Source organism: Natrinema amylolyticum, assembly GCF_020515625.1.
Taxonomy (GTDB): Archaea; Halobacteriota; Halobacteria; order Halobacteriales; family Natrialbaceae; genus Natrinema; species Natrinema amylolyticum.
The window spans coordinates 1,654,985-1,670,276 of sequence record NZ_JAIWPJ010000001.1; the positions used below are offsets into that span (position 1 = coordinate 1,654,985).

Annotated in this window: 21 protein-coding genes; 6 read left to right on the top strand and 15 right to left on the bottom strand. The window is 67.5% G+C overall.

Annotated features, from left to right (window positions below; all coding sequences use genetic code 11):
* Positions 1 to 16 precede the first annotated feature (16 nt).
* The 3 genes from lwrS to LDH66_RS08135 form a co-directional block, all read right to left on the bottom strand.
* Positions 17 to 430 (bottom strand): LWR-salt protein, encoded by a 414-nt coding sequence (gene lwrS, locus LDH66_RS08125; protein WP_226480552.1) that lies wholly within the window; start codon positions 428 to 430, stop codon positions 17 to 19.
* Positions 431 to 516: 86 nt separating this feature from the next.
* Positions 517 to 798: a 4a-hydroxytetrahydrobiopterin dehydratase gene (locus LDH66_RS08130; RefSeq protein WP_226480553.1), complete on the bottom strand. Its 282-nt coding sequence runs from the start codon at positions 796 to 798 to the stop codon at positions 517 to 519.
* 92 nt (positions 799 to 890) lie between these two features.
* Positions 891 to 1,550 carry a helix-turn-helix domain-containing protein gene (locus tag LDH66_RS08135; RefSeq protein WP_226480554.1) on the bottom strand — a complete coding sequence of 220 codons (660 nt, stop codon included), beginning with the start codon at positions 1,548 to 1,550 and terminating at the stop codon, positions 891 to 893.
* Between the two features lie 229 nt (positions 1,551 to 1,779).
* Between LDH66_RS08135 and LDH66_RS08140 the strand changes: the two genes are divergently transcribed.
* Entirely contained in the window at positions 1,780 to 2,196 is a 417-nt protein-coding gene (locus tag LDH66_RS08140; protein WP_226480555.1) for a hypothetical protein, read from the top strand.
* A gap of 156 nt (positions 2,197 to 2,352) precedes the next feature.
* The gene (locus LDH66_RS08145) at positions 2,353 to 2,625 is read left to right on the top strand and encodes a hypothetical protein (protein WP_226480556.1); all 273 of its coding nucleotides are present in this window, start codon (positions 2,353 to 2,355) and stop codon (positions 2,623 to 2,625) included.
* A 124-nt stretch (positions 2,626 to 2,749) separates the two neighbouring features.
* Here LDH66_RS08145 and LDH66_RS08150 read toward each other — a convergent pair whose 3' ends face one another.
* Positions 2,750 to 2,956, bottom strand: coding sequence for a dodecin family protein (locus LDH66_RS08150; protein ID WP_226480557.1), 207 nt, complete (start codon positions 2,954 to 2,956; stop codon positions 2,750 to 2,752).
* Between the two features lie 82 nt (positions 2,957 to 3,038).
* Complete coding sequence (locus tag LDH66_RS08155; protein ID WP_226480558.1) at positions 3,039 to 4,469, bottom strand: MATE family efflux transporter; 1,431 nt, start codon at positions 4,467 to 4,469, stop codon at positions 3,039 to 3,041.
* A 113-nt stretch (positions 4,470 to 4,582) separates the two neighbouring features.
* Between LDH66_RS08155 and LDH66_RS08160 the strand changes: the two genes are divergently transcribed.
* Positions 4,583 to 5,146 carry a DUF8173 domain-containing protein gene (locus LDH66_RS08160; RefSeq protein ID WP_226480559.1) on the top strand — a complete coding sequence of 188 codons (564 nt, stop codon included), beginning with the start codon at positions 4,583 to 4,585 and terminating at the stop codon, positions 5,144 to 5,146.
* Positions 5,147 to 5,151: 5 nt separating this feature from the next.
* Here LDH66_RS08160 and LDH66_RS08165 read toward each other — a convergent pair whose 3' ends face one another.
* Positions 5,152 to 6,237 (bottom strand): geranylgeranyl reductase family protein, encoded by a 1,086-nt coding sequence (locus LDH66_RS08165; RefSeq protein WP_226480560.1) that lies wholly within the window; start codon positions 6,235 to 6,237, stop codon positions 5,152 to 5,154.
* A gap of 87 nt (positions 6,238 to 6,324) precedes the next feature.
* Between LDH66_RS08165 and LDH66_RS08170 the strand changes: the two genes are divergently transcribed.
* Both LDH66_RS08170 and LDH66_RS23105 read left to right on the top strand, forming a co-directional pair.
* A complete protein-coding gene (locus LDH66_RS08170) occupies positions 6,325 to 7,191 on the top strand; it encodes a cyclase family protein (RefSeq protein ID WP_226480561.1) in 867 nt (288 codons plus the stop codon).
* Entirely contained in the window at positions 7,188 to 8,183 is a 996-nt protein-coding gene (locus LDH66_RS23105; RefSeq protein WP_226480562.1) for a fumarylacetoacetate hydrolase family protein, read from the top strand. Before LDH66_RS08170 ends, LDH66_RS23105 begins: the two co-directional genes overlap by 4 nt.
* Positions 8,184 to 8,231: 48 nt before the next feature.
* Here the strand turns inward: LDH66_RS23105 and LDH66_RS08180 are convergent, their stop codons facing one another.
* From LDH66_RS08180 to LDH66_RS08200, 5 genes are read right to left on the bottom strand one after another with little or no spacing between them, the layout of a single operon-like run.
* The gene (locus LDH66_RS08180) at positions 8,232 to 8,819 is read right to left on the bottom strand and encodes a GTP-dependent dephospho-CoA kinase family protein (protein WP_226480563.1); all 588 of its coding nucleotides are present in this window, start codon (positions 8,817 to 8,819) and stop codon (positions 8,232 to 8,234) included.
* Between the two features lie 5 nt (positions 8,820 to 8,824).
* Positions 8,825 to 9,022: a transcription elongation factor subunit Spt4 gene (gene spt4 / locus LDH66_RS08185; protein WP_006185929.1), complete on the bottom strand. Its 198-nt coding sequence runs from the start codon at positions 9,020 to 9,022 to the stop codon at positions 8,825 to 8,827.
* Positions 9,023 to 9,024: 2 nt separating this feature from the next.
* Positions 9,025 to 9,594, bottom strand: a complete 570-nt coding sequence (locus LDH66_RS08190) for a DNA-directed RNA polymerase (protein WP_226480564.1) — start codon at positions 9,592 to 9,594, stop codon at positions 9,025 to 9,027.
* Entirely contained in the window at positions 9,595 to 9,987 is a 393-nt protein-coding gene (locus tag LDH66_RS08195; RefSeq protein ID WP_226480565.1) for a type II toxin-antitoxin system VapC family toxin, read from the bottom strand.
* A gap of 4 nt (positions 9,988 to 9,991) precedes the next feature.
* Positions 9,992 to 11,224, bottom strand: coding sequence for a translation initiation factor IF-2 subunit gamma (locus tag LDH66_RS08200; protein ID WP_226480566.1), 1,233 nt, complete (start codon positions 11,222 to 11,224; stop codon positions 9,992 to 9,994).
* Positions 11,225 to 11,466: 242 nt separating this feature from the next.
* On the opposite strand from LDH66_RS08200, the gene LDH66_RS08205 reads away from it, so the two are divergent.
* Positions 11,467 to 12,465: a DUF5787 family protein gene (locus tag LDH66_RS08205; RefSeq protein ID WP_226480567.1), complete on the top strand. Its 999-nt coding sequence runs from the start codon at positions 11,467 to 11,469 to the stop codon at positions 12,463 to 12,465.
* Between the two features lie 46 nt (positions 12,466 to 12,511).
* Here LDH66_RS08205 and LDH66_RS08210 read toward each other — a convergent pair whose 3' ends face one another.
* From LDH66_RS08210 to LDH66_RS08225, 4 genes are all read right to left on the bottom strand, one after another.
* Entirely contained in the window at positions 12,512 to 13,336 is an 825-nt protein-coding gene (locus LDH66_RS08210; RefSeq protein WP_226480957.1) for an MBL fold metallo-hydrolase, read from the bottom strand.
* A 75-nt stretch (positions 13,337 to 13,411) separates the two neighbouring features.
* A complete protein-coding gene (locus LDH66_RS08215) occupies positions 13,412 to 13,741 on the bottom strand; it encodes a hypothetical protein (protein WP_226480568.1) in 330 nt (109 codons plus the stop codon).
* Positions 13,742 to 13,797: 56 nt separating this feature from the next.
* Positions 13,798 to 14,193: a DUF2237 family protein gene (locus tag LDH66_RS08220; RefSeq protein ID WP_226480569.1), complete on the bottom strand. Its 396-nt coding sequence runs from the start codon at positions 14,191 to 14,193 to the stop codon at positions 13,798 to 13,800.
* A 74-nt stretch (positions 14,194 to 14,267) separates the two neighbouring features.
* The gene (locus LDH66_RS08225) at positions 14,268 to 15,284 is read right to left on the bottom strand and encodes an SDR family oxidoreductase (RefSeq protein WP_226480570.1); all 1,017 of its coding nucleotides are present in this window, start codon (positions 15,282 to 15,284) and stop codon (positions 14,268 to 14,270) included.
* Positions 15,285 to 15,292: the final 8 nt, after the last annotated feature.

Here is a 15,292-nt window from a genome sequence, read left to right on the forward strand (position 1 = left end):
GGGTGTGCATTGACTTTCAGTGGCTACTAGAGTCGCCCTCGTCCGTGTCGATCACCCGAACGCTCGAGCCGAGATACTTCGAGAGGGCGTCCGAGACGTCGTCGGCCTTGAACGCCTCCAGATCGGCCGCGATCGCCGACTGCAGCGCGTCGAAGTACTCCTCGTCGGTCTGCAGTTCGCGGAAGTCGACGCTCTCGACGGTCCGCTCGGGGACGCCGAGCCACTCCGCAGCGAGTCGGCGGCCGTACTCCCGATCGGCGACCTCGCCGCGCCACAGCGTGTTTCGGAAAAACAGCCACCCCTCCGTGCCAGGCTCCGGTGCCGCTCGAGAGAGCGTGACCGTCGTCTCCGCGGAGTTGGGCTCGAGGGAGACGAACTCCCGTGCGGGCTCTATGCGAAACCGGACGCGGAAGACGTAACTGGCATCCATCGTGAAGTCGGGTGTCGTCTCGGGGTCGGATTCAGGTTCGGATCCGAGGTCGGGCGTGGGGGCCAGATTCGGTCTCGAGTCCGAGATCAGGCGTCGCGCTCGGACTCGATCAGTTCAGCCATCTCGATGTCGTCTTCGGTGATGCCGCCCTCCTCGTGGGAGGTCAGCCGGATCTCGACGCCGGAGTAGCGGATGATGATCTCGGGGTGGTGGAACTGCGCTTCGGCGATCTCGCCGACCATCTGGGCGAAGTTGACGCCCCGAAGGTAGTCGTCGAACTCGTAGACGCGAACGATCTCGTCGTCCTCCCGCTCCCACTCGGCGGGGAGTCCCTCCTCGATCTCCTCGTCGGAAAGTAAGTCAGCCATATGGGGCCGAACGCAAGCCAATCAAATAACGATTGTGCAGCGTTCCCATCCCGTCGCGGGCGATCACCGGCCGATCGGTCCGCGATCGGCGCTCACTCCAGCCGCGACTCCTCCCCCGCGGGCTGGAGTTCGGCGTCGACCAGCGTCTCGTAGGCCCGCCGGAACCGTTCGGAGAGCGCCTGATGGGAAATGCCCAGCTCCTCGGCCAGTTCCTCCATCGACACCCCGCGGGGGATCTCGAAGTAGCCGTACTCGAGCGCGGCCTCGAGCGCTTCCCGCTGTTCGGGCGTCAGTCGCGTCTCGTGGCCCTCGACGTCGGTCACGTCGGTCACGCGTCGCAGATCGGCGTTGACGCCGCGGTCGACCAGCCGATCGTAGGCGTCACAGAGCGTGTCGCGATCGCGGTAGCGCACGGTCACCTGCCACCAGCCGTCGCTCGCCCGCGCCTCGAGCAGGGAGCCGCCGTCCGCGAGCAGGTCGTCCCAGAGGTGGGTCGTCCCGGCGCCCGCGGCGAAGGTCACGTCGTACAGCAGTCGCGACCCCGTTTCGACGAGGAGTTCGGCCTCCTCGACCGAGGGATCGGCCTCGAAGGCCGCAGCGACCGTCTCGGAATCCACGCCGGACACCCATAGCGACGGCCGCGTCTTCGAGACCGAGGACTCGAGTTCGAACGTGGCCTCGGGCGCGCGCTCGAAGGTGGTCGCCAGGGCCGTCTCCGCCGCCGGAAGCCGGAGGTCGGCTATCGTCGACATTGGGCTTCGTACATCGAGGCGGCGTAAAAACCGCAGTTACGACGAGAGTGACTGTCGGACTCGGTGATACCGCTCGGGGCGCACGGATCGGATTCAGTCGGCACTCCGAGGGACCCGTCGTCACCAGCGCTGCTCCGTCGGGGCCGTCGAACCGAACCGTGACCGCTGCTCCCGAACGCCGGAACTGGCCGGCCACACCGTCAAGGTCGGCGACCGCCGAGCACGGCGTATGAACTCGCGTATCGACGCCGAGACCGACTTCGAGGAACTGACCGCCCGCATCCGCACGCAGTCACAGCAAGCGCCGGGATCGGACACCGAGCGCGTGACGATCCGCTCGCTCGAGGCGGTGCGCTCCGATTCGCTCGAAAGCTTACTCGAGGCCGCGGAGAGCGAACACCTCGAGCCGGGGGAGCTCGTCTTCGTCCTCTCGCGGGCCAACGCCGAACGCCTCTGCGAGCGGGAGTTCGACATCGACGACGTCGACGAACTCGAGTCAGTGCTCGGCCGGCGGATTCGGGTCGAAGACGAGATGCCCGACGACACGGTCCTCCTCTTACACCCCGACGCCGTTGAGGGTGAGGAACTGATCGAGCCCGAGGCGATCGCCTGCGGAATCGTCGGCACCGACGGGACCGACGACTGACGGGGACCCGTCCACTGCCGCCCGGAGGACTATCCTCGGCTCGCGTGTGTCCCCGGTATGCGCTATCGAAGAGCGACGCCGACGGACAGGAGACAGGTCGATCCGCGAGTGCAGCATCAGGGAAGGTTTATAGTGTTAGTGGGGCAACTATTTCGCATGGCTTACGCTCGAAAAGGGGACCGGTACGTCTCCCAGTCGACGTGGTTCGCACTGAGTCAATCGACGCTCCAGTTAGTGACGACCGTCACGCTCCTCTCACTTACCGCATCGCTGCTGGCGGTTTCGATGGGAGCGCCCGATGACGTCGCAGTGATCGCGCTCGCGGCCGTTGGCGCGATCGGCCTCGGACTCGCCCTCGTTCGACTCTTCGGCTTCCTCGAGGCGAACGGGATCCCGCTGCTCGAATCGGAGTCCGCCTCGACGGCATAACCCCTGTTCTACAGACTTCGTCCGCCGTTCGATCCCCGAAGAGGACGGCCGGCGGACCGAAGTGACTCGCGTCTCGAATCTCTTGCAGTGAAAGAACGGCGACACGATCCGTCTCGAGACCCCGTCAGCGCTGGAGCCCGAACGAGACGTGGATCGTCGTCGTGTACGATTCGATCTGTCCGCCCTCGACGTCGGCCGTCTGTGACTCGATTTCGATGCCGGTGATCCCCTCGAGCGTCTCGTCTGCGTCGTCGAGCGCGGTCTGTGCGGCGTCTTCCCACGATTCGGTCGACGTGCCGACCAGCTTGATGACTTTGGCAGTTTCACTCATGATCCGCGGAAACGGACACCGGCAGCGAATATAGTCCTTGGCCGGGGGTATGCCGGCCCAGGTCGACCCGACTCGAGCGCAGTTACCCGGGATCCGAGGACGGCCGATACCGGCGACTCACCGCTTTCCACCGGCCGATCCGAAACAGCCAGTAGTTGATCCCGCCCGGCACCGCCGTCTCGAGGAAGAGCGCCAGATAGAGCCCGCCGACGCCGAGCGGCGTGACCAGCCCGAGCGCGGCCGCCGGAAGGGCGAAGGCGTAGCGGCCGATCAGGGAGGCGACGAACGGCCAGCGGGTGTCGCCGGCCCCCAGCAGCGCCCCCGCGGCGGCCCCGTCGATGCCGTACCCGATCGAACTGACCGCGCCGACGGCGACGAAGACGGCGGCCTGCGCCGCCGCCGCGGGATCGGTGACGAACAGCCCCGCGATCGGTCGCGCGAGGAGTACGACCAGAACGGTCAGCGCGGTGTAGAGCACCGCCGAGAGTCGAATGATTCCCGCGCCGTAGGCTCCCGCCTCCGTCTCCTCGCCGGCACCGAGGTGCTGTCCGACGAGCGAACTCGCGGCCAGCGATAGCCCCCAGTTGACGCTGTTTATCAGGGCCCGAACCCGTCGGCCGACCTCGAGCGCCGTGACGACGACGGGGCCGAACGAGGCGGCGATCCAGAGCAGCGGGAAGACGATCGCGCCCTGTGCGAGCCGCCGGCCGATCTCCGGCAGCGAGATCTCGACCAGCTGGCGGATCAGCGTCGGCTCGAACCAGGGGCCGCCTCGAGCGATGGGGACGGGACTGGGCTCCATCCCGAGTCGGCCGTACGATCGGCCGAGCATCCCCCACGCGAGGACCACCGTCACGAACCCGCTCGCGAGGGTCGTCCCGATCGCGGCACCGGCAGCGCCCAGTCCGAACCAGAAGATGAGCAGGCCGCTGAGGACGATATTGAGGACCGCGCCGCCGGCGCGGGCGACCATCTCGGTGAACGTGTCGCCGACGCCCGTATACGTTCGACTGGCGATGAGATTGAGTAGCTCGAAGACCACCGCAGGTGCGACGTAGACGAGATAGATGCTCCCGTGACGAAGCGCGTCCGGCCCCGCACCGAGCAGCCCGATCAGCGGGTCGGGGGCAACGAGAAAGACGCCCGCGATCGGAAGCGAGAACCCGATCGCGAGCAGGACGCTCTGGTTGACGGCCAGCGACGCGCGAGCGGTCGCCTCGCCGCCATAATTCTGTGAGACGAGCGTGACGGTACCGCCCGCGAGGCCGAGTCCCAGCAGCGTGACGATCTGCCAGTAGCCGAGCGCGAACGCGAGCCCCGCGGTCCCCGCCGTCCCGACCGCGATCCCGACCATCGCGAGGTCGGCCGTCTGCTTGGACATGATCGCGAAGCCGGTGACGATTCGGGGCCACGCCAGTTCCATGGTCGGGCGGAACCGTTCGGCGTCGATGATCCCGCAGCGCTCAAGCGTGCGCGCGGCGGCCCGCACGACGGCCGCTCCCCGTTCGGTCATCCGGTCCGTTCTTCCGGTACCGACGCCTTCCGTCTGTCGTTCGGCGGACCGCCGACGGCCGCGTAAATGTAGAAAACTATACTTATTTATCCCCGTCGCGAATCGGACGAACCATGCGATTGCCAGCCCTCCGCGTCCGCCGGATCGCCCTCGGGGTACCCTCGTTCCTCGCGGCCGGTCCGTCGACGGCGCTCGCTCAACGCGGCACCGACGAAGTCAGAACCGGCGTCGAGACGGTAAGCCAATACCCCTGGTACGTCGACGCGGTCATCCCCGCCCTGATCACGCTCGTCATCGGCGGGCTCCTGATCGTCGTCAGCCCGGACGGGACGCGACGGCGCACCGATCGCGCGCTCGAGTCGCCCGGTCCGGCGCTCGTCTACGGCGTCCTGAGTCTGGTCGTCGTCATCGGCGCGTCGTTCCTGTTGGCGATGACGGGAATCGGGCTCGTCATCGCGCTTCCGTTGCTCGCCGGCTACGTCATCGTTCTGCTCGTCGCCAGTGAATTCGGCTATCTCGCGGTTGGTCGGCTCGCGGCCGGCGGCTGGCTCCCCGCGCTGGCCGTCGCGACCGTCGTCTCCGCAGTGACCGGAGTCGTCCCCGTCATCGGATCGATAGCCGGGTTCGTGATCGGCATGATCGGCGTCGGAACGGTCGTCGGGGAGTTCGTGTCGTGACCGAGTCAGGCCCGTGAGAGCACGGCTTTGAGGTGCTCGAGCGAGACGAGCGACGTCGGCCGATCCATGTGGACGCCGATCTCGCCCGACAGCGCCCCCAGCCCGAGCCGCTGGACCGGCTCGGGCAGCGAGTACGCCCGCCGGATCCAGCGACCGAGCGCCTGTTCGCGCTCGAGGTCGTCACGCCAGGCGCGCTCGTAGGCCGCGAGCGTAGTCGGTCGATCGGGGTTGATCTCGCGAGCGGCGTGATCGGCGCTGGTCATGCTGTAGAGGATGCCGCCGCCGGTGAAGGGCTTGGTCTGGGCCGCCGCGTCGCCGATGAGAAAGGCTCGACGGCTCGTCACGCGGTCCGGCGGTCCGACCGGGATCGCCCCGGAACAGCGGTGAGAGACGTCGATCTCGTAGCCGTCGATCAGTTCCTCGAAGTGCTTGGTCACCTGAACGCCCGGGGGAGCCGCGAGGCCGTACTCGACGCCGGCCTCGCCGCGGGGAATCCGCCACGCGAAGAAGGTCGGCGGCGTGAGGTGGACGTCGACGAAGTCTTGGTGGTCGTCCTCCTCGGAGAAGGCGAGCACCCCGTGGAGCAGTTCCTCGGGCTGAGGGAGGTCGAGTTCGTCTCGCACTCTCGAGCGCGGGCCATCGCAGCCGGCGAGCATCTTCGCCTTGAACTCGACGGTTCCGTCGGGCCCGCTGGCGACGACATCGACGCGGTCGTGATGTTCGGTGACCGACGTGACCGTGTGTTCCTCGCGGACGTCCGCGCCCGCCTCACGGGCGAGGTCGGCGAGGTGGCGGTCCAGTCCCACGCGGTCGATGACGTTCGACGCGACGTCGTCCTTGTAGAACGGGTAGGCGTCGCTCCCGGGGCCGCCGACGTGGAACCGCGCGCCGTAGATCTCGTTCTGGAACAACTCCTCGCGAGCGCCCTCGCCCGTGAAATTCCAGATGTCCGTACTCACGTGGCCTGAACAGGCCAGCGGCTCGCCGACCTGCCCTTTCTCGAGGGCGAGTACGTCGTAGCCCTCCTCGGCCGCCTGGCGGGCGAAGCGCGCGCCCGGTGGGCCGACACCGACGACGACGAAATCGTACATGCTCGGGACGTTCACGGCGGACGGTAAATAGGTTCTCGAGATACTCGCGGAGTCAGTACTAAATGGATTCCGCTGGTCGTGGCCCGTATGAGTGGTTTGATAACATCTGACGAAACTACCTTGATCGACCTCAGCATCGGCCTCGAGGACGGCGTGGCGAGCGAGCCGACGCCGCCGAGTATCGACGCGTTCGACCACGAGGCGGGCGCGAAGCGCCTCGCCGAGACCCTGCAGGAACAGGGGTACGACGTCGAGCCAGACGACTTCCCCGACGGAATGGGACTCGCCTGGGAGGACGTCGAGGCCATTCCCCACGCCGGAACCCACCTCGACGCGCCGTGGCACTACGGCCCGGAGGTCGACGGGGAACCGGCGAAGACGATCGAAGAGATTCCCCTCGAGTGGTGTCGCGGGTCGGCGGTCGTCCTCGATTTCCGGACCATGGAGCCCGGCGAAGAGATCGGGGTCGCCGATCTCGAGGACGCCCTCGCGGAGCTGGATCACGACCTCTCGACGGGCGAGATCGTCCTGCTCCAGACCGGTGCCGACGAGCTGTGGGGCCAACCCGAATACCTCACGCAGTTTCCCGGGATGAGCGCAGAAGGAACAAAATTCCTCGTCGAGCAGGGGGTGAGGGTGATCGGGACGGACGCCTACGGCTTCGACAAACCGTTCGCCGCGATGGGCGAGCGCTACGTCGAGTCCGGCGACGAGGACGAGTTGTGGCCGGCCCACGTCGCCGGCCGGGCGGTCGAGTACTGCCAGATCGAGAAGATGGCCAATCTCGACGCGCTGCCGCGCAAGACCGACATCCCCCTCGTCGCGTTCCCGATCAAGATCGAGGACGGGAGCGCGGGCTGGGTGCGGCCGGTCGCGATGCTCGAGGGCGGGGCGGCCGACGGAGACGGAGCGACCGACGGAGCCGACGCCGAAACCGGGGGTGAGGCGGCGTGAAGCTCGCGACGTTCGAGGTCGACACCCCCGTCGGCCCCGTCGAGCGAATCGGAGCCGTCGACGAGTCGACCGACTCCGACGACACCGCGGCCGGCGAAGCCGCGCTCGTGGACCTCACCGCCGCCTACGGCGCGGTCCTCGAGGCCGACGGCGAACCCGCGCCCGCGGATCTGGCCCGCGCACACGTCCCGCCGGAGATGATCGCCTTCTTAGAGCGCGGCGACCGGGCGATCGCGGACGCCAGAGAGGCCCTCGAGTACGCGGCCGAAACGAACGCCGAGCGCGGCCCCGGCGGCGCGACGCTCCGGTACGAGCCCGGCGAATACCGACTGCTCGCGCCGCTGCCGCGACCGAACTCGCTGCGGGACTGCATGGCCATCGAGGAGCACGTGCAGAACAGTATGGACGGCGAAATCGCCGACGTCTGGTACGACCTGCCGGTCTACTACAAGGGCAACGCCGACAGCGTGGTCGCGCCTGGCGAGACGATCCGGTGGCCCGACTACTCCGATATCATGGACTACGAACTCGAGATCGCGGCCGTGATCGGGAAGCGCGGGCGGGACATCTCCGCAGACGAAGCCGAGGAGTACATCGCCGGCTATACGGTTTTCAACGACTTCAGCGCCCGCGACATCCAGGGCGAAGAGATGGAGGGCCGGCTCGGGCCGGCGAAGGGGAAGGACTTCGCGAACGGGCTGGGTCCCTATGTCGTCCCCCGCGAGGACATCGACGTCCTCTCGGCACCCATGACCGCCCGCGTCGACGGCGAGATCTGGTCCGAGGGCACGGTCGACGAGATGTACCATTCCTTCGCGGATATCATCGCCCACGTCTCCCAGTCCGAGACGCTCCACCCCGGCGACGTCATCGGCAGCGGCACCGTCGGCGAGGGCTGCGGGTTGGAGTTAGGGCAGTGGCTCGAGGACGGCAATACCGTCGAACTCGAGGTCGAGGGGATCGGCACGCTCGAGCACACGGTCGTCGAATAACTCGATCGGTCGCCGGGAGGACGATCGGCGAACCGCGGCGTATCGCCGTTACGACTCGCCGTCCGAGTCCTCGAGTAGCGTCCAGAACCGCTCCGTGTCGCCCTCGAAGCGCTCGAGCAGGTCGCGCATCTCGGCCCGGTGGTCGTCGGTGACTTTGACGTGGACCATCCCCTCGTCGGGTTGGCCGTAGACGACGCTCGCGCCCTCGGGCGCGGCGACGATCGCCGGCAGCGCGACGAGGTCCTCCTCGCCGTCGACCAGAATCGTCGTGGGTTCGTCCGTCGAGAGCGCGCGTCGGAGTGCCCGAACGACCGGCGCGGAGAGTTCGGCGGGCGGGTTCCGCACTTCGATGCTCGCGCCGGACGTGACCGCGTCGCGGATCTCCTCGTCGACCGCGCTGCGCTTGGTCCGCCCGTCGACGAGCGCGACGTCCGGTCGGCGGCCCGCCTGCAGGAGGTGATAGGTGACGACGTCGCCGACGGCGATGATGGGGCCGTCGACGGTCTCGAGGAGCCGTTCGGCGTCGGTCTCGATCGGTCCCATCGGCTCCTTGAGTTCGTGGCGGAGCTCGTCGGGCAAAACCAGTAGCTGATCGTCGGCGGCGAGCGTCGGCTCGTCGTCGTCGTCGCGGGTCACGCGAGTCAGCGAACCTTCAGGGCGTACGCGCCCGGTTCGGTGATCTGCATCTCCGTCGCGATCTGACTCTCTTCGGGGTGGGCGATGATAACGTAGCCCGCCCAGTCCTCGGTCAGTGACGAGGAGTTGCAGGCGTCACAGGTCTCGTTGTCCGGTTCGTTGACCCGGTGACACTCGCGACAGACGAGGCGGTCCGATGCCATGGTTATTCACCTGCGGTCGCTTCGCGTTTCTCTCGCTCTTCCTCGAGCCAGCCGTGTTTGCCGAGGCCGGGCTGTTTGGCGGTGAGCCCGATCTTCGAGTCGCGGGGGTTGCGCTCGTCGATGCTCTTGGTGACGATGCGGGCCCGGACGGCGTCCTCGACGCCGAGCGAGCGCGCGGACTCGTTCGAGGCCAGCCGCTGATTCTCGCCGTCGAAGGCGAGATACTCGTCGCTGATCTGCGAGACGTGCAACAGTCCGTCGACGGGGCCGATCCCGACGAAGGCACCGAATTCGACGACTTCGACGACGGTGCCGTCGACGACCTCCTGCATCTCCGGATCGAAGGTGACGGCGTCGAACTCGGCCTCGTAGTAGACCCCCGGCCGGTTCGGCAACACCGTTCCTTCGCCGATATCGTGGACGTCGGTGACGGAGACGACGCTCCCGACCTCTTCGTCCATCCGTCCCTCGAGTTTGTCCTGGAGCAGTCGCTTGACTCGATCCGGCGAAACGTCGCCGAGCTCTTCCGGCGGTACTTCTACTGTGTCCTTCAGTCTAACCCGTTTGTACATCTATGGTTGAGTGATCGCTAACTTGTTTCTCCCGCGTAATGCAATTACCGGTCTGCTCGCCTCGAGCACTCGGTCGCGCAGCGGGCGGTCGTTCGTGACGACGTAGTCGACCGCGCCCTCGCGGGCGAGTTCGACCAGGGCGTCGTCGGCGTACGATGCCTCCGTATCGACGACGAGACAGCGTTCGGTCGCCAGATCGTGGCCGACGGTCGCGGCCGTTCCCTCCTGACCGCCCTTCTCCGAGAGCCGCCGGAGTTCCTCGAGGACGGCCTGCGGAATCGTTGGTTCGAACGAGTCCAGCAGTCTCTCGAGTTCCTCGAACAGCCGCACGTCGAGTTCGACCGGCATCATGAGCGCGCTCGTGTCGAGGGCGACCCGCGTCCGCGTGCTCATCGCCTCAGTCCGTAAGCGTTCCCAGGCCGATCAGCCGCCAGCGCGCGCCGATGCGGCGGTTGATCGCGATTTTCGTTCCCGGATCGGCGGCGACGGGGCGCTTGAGTTTGACCTCGCACTCGCCCTCGCGAGCGCTGGTGACCGAGCCGACGGTCGTCGCCGTCCCGACGGTCATCATCAGCGGTTCGCCCGTGCTGATCTCGTCGACCGTTTCGCCGCTCTCCGCGCCGACGACCCGCTCGAGCAGGTCGACGTCCATGGTGAACTCGTTCCACGTCGGCGGGAGCGTCCCCGGCGGACCGGCCATCCGGCCGGCCAGCGCGTCGCCCTTGGTGAGCGAGGGGTCGAGTCCGGTACCGACGCCGAGCAGGCCGCCCGGCGTGACGGTGTCGGCGGTCTCGCCGCCGGCCTGTAGCGAGCGAATGGTCGTCTCGATCGGGACGTACTCGGACTGGCCGCCCTCCTCGACCTCGCGGCCGGGCCGGATCTCGATATCGTCGCCGACCTCGAGCTCGCCTTGCACGAGACTCCCGCCGAGGACGCCGCCGGCGAGGTCCTTCGCGGTCGTCCCGGGTTTGTTGATGTCGAAGCTGCGGGCGACGTGCATCCGGGGATCGGCGTCGGGATCCCGGTCCGGTGTGGGGATCTCCTCCTCGATCGCCTGGATGAGCAGGTCGAGATTGACCTCCTGCCCCGCGGAGACGGGGACGATGGGGGCGTCCTCGGCGACCGTGCCCTCGACGAACTCCTTGATCTGGTCGTAGTTGTTCCGGGCGGTCTCGCTGTCGACGAGGTCCACCTTGTTCTGTGCGATGACGATGTTATCGATACCGATGATATCGAGCGCCATCAGGTGCTCTTCGGTCTGGGGCTGTGGCACGGGCTCGTTGGCGCTGACCACCAACACGGCACCGTCCATCAGCGACGCGCCCGATAGCATCGTCGCCATCAGGGTCTCGTGCCCCGGAGCGTCGACGAACGAAACGGTCCGGAGCGGCTCGCTCGGCGAGCCGTCCGCACACTCCTCCTCGACGGTGTAGCATTCGGGTTCGTCCAGTCCCTCGCAGTGCCGGAACGTGGCGTCGGCGTAGCCGAGCCTGATCGAAATCCCGCGTTTCATCTCTTCGCTGTGCTGGTCCGTCCACGAGCCGCTGAGAGCTTGCACCAGCGTCGTCTTGCCGTGGTCGACGTGACCGACGAGCCCGATGTTCACCTCCGGTTGTCGATTTCCTACCATAAGACGATGAGTAATCTTGGGTAGTGATTCCGCTGTGCGACTGATAAAGGTTGCGAGCTATCCCTTGTCTCGGACGGCATCGATGTACGACGAATTGACATTCGAACCGGCCGATTCCGCGTCACTCCGTCGACGGCTCGGCCTCGGAATCACAGTCGGTCTCGACCGGTTCGCGACCCCGTCGGTCCGCTCGAGACCACCGAATCCGACGACTTATTTCCGTTCCCGCCCTCCCCGTGACCGTGTCGGAGTTCGCGTTCGAACTCGAGTTGTGCGCCCGTCTCGAAGAGCGACGCGACGGAATCGTCGCGCGCCAGCTCGGCGGCAGCGTCGCCGAGCCCGGCGGACGGATCCTCGACGTGCTCTGCGTCGAACCCGGCCCCGAATTCGCGGATCGCGTCGCGATCGCGAGCGAGTCGATTCCGGACGCCGCCATCGAGTCTGCCGTCGGAACCGGGCAGGCCCGCTACTGGAAGGACGCCTTCGACTGTCACCCCGAGCGCGCCCGCAGCGCCACGGAGCGGGCCAAAGAGATCGGCTTCTTCGAGCGCGATCGGAGCGCCAGCGCGACCGCGAGCCGCGAGTACGTCCGACAGGTCGCGCGCTATCCCGACTGGTACGACCGCATCGTCGGAATCGAGAACAAGCCCGACCTCGGTCGGCCGGGGGATCTCGAGGCCCAACTGCGGACGGACGTGAGCCTCGCGCTGGTCGACGAAGTCGTGCTCGCGACCGAGAGTTACGTCACCGGCGCGCACTTACACCGGATCCCCGACGAAGTCGGCGTCTGGCGGGTTCACCGCGACGGGTCGGACGCGGGCCGCTCGCTCGAGATCGAGGTAATCCGCGAGCCGATGACGCTCCCCGTCGACGAGCCCGGAATCGAGCCCCTCGAGTCCCACCCCGGTCGGACCGAGATCGAAGTCGTCTCCCCCGCGGCGAAGGCGCGAACGCGTCGTCGGATCGCCGAACGGGCCTACGGCAAGGGCTGGCGAACGTACGACGTTCCCGACTGTGCGGCCTGTCGCCCGGACGACGGGAGCGGTGCGACGCTTCCCTACTGCGAGTGGAAGGGCCGCGCGGTCGACGCCGGGTCGGAGTGCGGGTCGTCGTGTCCGGGCTACGAGGACGCGCCAACGACTGCCGTCGATCTCGAGGCCGAACGCGACCGTCGAACGCCGTGGGAGGCCGAACCGAGCGGAAAGCGACGACGGCAGTCGGGGCTCGATCGGTTCGGCTGACGATCGCCACCGGACTCGAGAGAGAGAAAGTGAGCGAGTCCGCCGCTCACAGCACGTACTGTTCGCCGTCGATCGCCAGCGGCTCCTCGAACGCCTCGTCCGCGGGGTAGAAGTGCGCGAGGTGGACCAGCCGCGTCCGATCGGCGTTTAGTTCCTCGGCCAGCGCGAGCGCCCCCTCTCGCGTCATGTGCTTCGTCCCGAAGGTCCACGGGACGCCGTCGGGCTCCTCGTGGCGGCCGCCGATCGGGTGATAGTCGGCGAGGCTCGCCGGGACGATCGCGTCGGCCAGCAGGAGGTCTGCGTCGGCGAGTACGGCGCGGGACTCGTCGGGGATATCGTAGCTCGTATCGCCCGTGATCGACAGCTTCGCGCCCGTCTCGGGATCCTCGACGGCGAGTCCGTAACAGACCAGCGGCGGGTGCTCGACCGGCACCAGCGTCACGTCGAGCCCGCAGATCCGGACCGTCTCGAGCGGCGTCGTCGGCACCACGGTGACGGGATCGAGGTAGTGATAGTCGTCTCGAATCGTCTCGGCGACGCTCTCGCCCGTCTCAGGGTCAGTCTCGTCGGCCGCATATACCTCGAGGTCGTCCAGCACGCGGAAGACGTTGCCCAGCCCGTCGAGGTGGTCGAAGTGGATGTGCGTGATGACGGCGGCGTCTGGCAGCGGGACCTCGTCGCGGAGGAACTGATAGCGGAAGTCGGGGCTGAAGTCGATCAACAGTGACTCGCCGGTCCGTTCGTTTTCGATGTGGACTGAGAACCGCGTGCGCTCGACCCCGCGCTCGCGCGCTGCGGTACAGGTGTCACAGTCGCAGCCGACGGTCGGCGTCCCCGTCGTGTCGCCGGTTCCGAGCAGGGTCACCCGCATCGTCACGTCGCCCCTCCGAGAGCAGTCGCGGCGCGGAGAGCGAGCGATCGTCGAGACCGCTCGAGTCGCCGTCGCCTACACATACGAGTGCCCTTCTTCGAGCGCCGTTCGGACGAACGGATGGTCCGATTGCGCGTCGAACCGCTCGGCCGGCAAGACGTGAACCGAGAAGACGACGCCGTGCTCGAGCCCGACGGTCTCGGCGAGGACGTCGAGCTGCCGTTCGATCTCCTCGTCCGCCTCCTCGAGGACCAGCAGTACCTCCACGGACGTGTGGACGCCGCGGTCGTCGCCCCGGACTGCATCGCCGAAGACGACGAGTTCGCGGATCGAGTCGCCGTGGTCGGCCTGTGCCCGGGCCGCGAACGCGTCCGCGGCGGGTTCCTGTGACGCGTCATCGCTCATAGGGGGTGATTGACAGCCGTCGCATAAAGGGTATTCCCCGCGGGACGGAGCGGTCCCTACACCGTCTCGGGATCGCCCGCGCCGCCGTCGTCGTACTCGTGTTCGCGAAGCAGGTCCGGATCGACGTCGCGCAGGACCGCTTCGTGGGTCGCCTCGAGCACGACCGGCGGTGCGCAATCGGCCTCCTCGGCCTCGAGCCATCTGGCGAGACAGAGACACCACCGATCGCCGGGCTCGAGCCCCGGGAACTCGAACTCCGGCTTCGGCGTCGTGAGATCGTTGCCTCGCGCGCGGCTGAAGCGGAGAAACTCCTCGGACATCACGGCACAGAGTTCGTGTCGGCCCCGATCGGACTCGACCCGGCGACAGCACCCGTCCCGCAGGAATCCCGTCATCGGGTCGGTACAGCAGGGCTCGAGTTCAGTGCCGTACACGTTCCGGTCGTCAGGCATGTGCCTCGCAACGGCCGGCGGGTGGAAAAGCGTGGCGTCAGTTCACCGGCGGGCGAGGAGATTACTACCGACATTCACCGACCGCGTATCGCCCTGTATCCCGCGTACAGCGCCGTCGCGGCGAGGCCGCCGGCGACCGCCGTCGGGACTCGGCCCTGCCGAAACCGCGTGTAGAGGCTCGACTCGGCGACGTGGCCCTCGTAGCTGCCGCGCTCCTCGAGATCCCGAGTCGGCTCGTCGAGGCCGTTTCGGTCGCTCGGTGGCCGGTCTTTCCGCTGTTGGTCGTAAAACACCGTCTCCATCAGCGTGTCCATCGCGCTCGAGAGGGTCCGACCGAGGACGACCATGTTCTCGCCGCCGGCACCGACGGTAATCTCGCGCTGGGGGTCTTCCGCAACGTCGAGAATCGTCCGCGCGACTGTCTCCGGCGCGTAGACGGGTGCCGGAAGCGACGCTTCCGCGTCCATGTGATTCTTCGCGTGCTCCGCGAACGGCGTGTCGGTCGCGCTCGGTTTGACGAGCGTCACGGAGACGGGCGCACCCTCCCGTTCCAGTTCCATCCGCAGGGTGTCGGTAAAGCCCTTGACGGCGTGTTTGGACGCCGAATAGCTGCCCTGCAGGATGATGGCACGGTCGGAGACGATGCTCCCGATATTGACGATCGCGCCGCCCTCGTCCCGCTCTTTCAGGCGTTCGGCGGCCTCGAGCGAGCCGTACAGCAGTCCCCAGACGTTGATCTCGAACTGCTCGCGCATGTCTTCGACGGGGACGTCCGTCAGCGTCCCATAGATCGAGACGGCCGCGCCGTTGACCCACGTGTCGAAGCCGCCGTAGCTCTCCGCGGTCGTCTCGGCGATCTCGCGGACGTCGTCCCGATCGCTCACGTCGGCGACGACGTACTCGGCCTCGCCGCCGTCGGCCCTGATCTCCTCGGTCGCCTCCCGCAACGCGTCCTCGCTGCGGGCGGCGAGGACGACCCGCGCTCCGCGGTCGGCGGCCATCCGCGCAGTCGTCAGACCGATCCCCGACGACGCGCCGGTGATCACGATCACCTGTTCCTCGAGGGATTTCAGATTCGGAGTCGTACTCATAAGCAGCC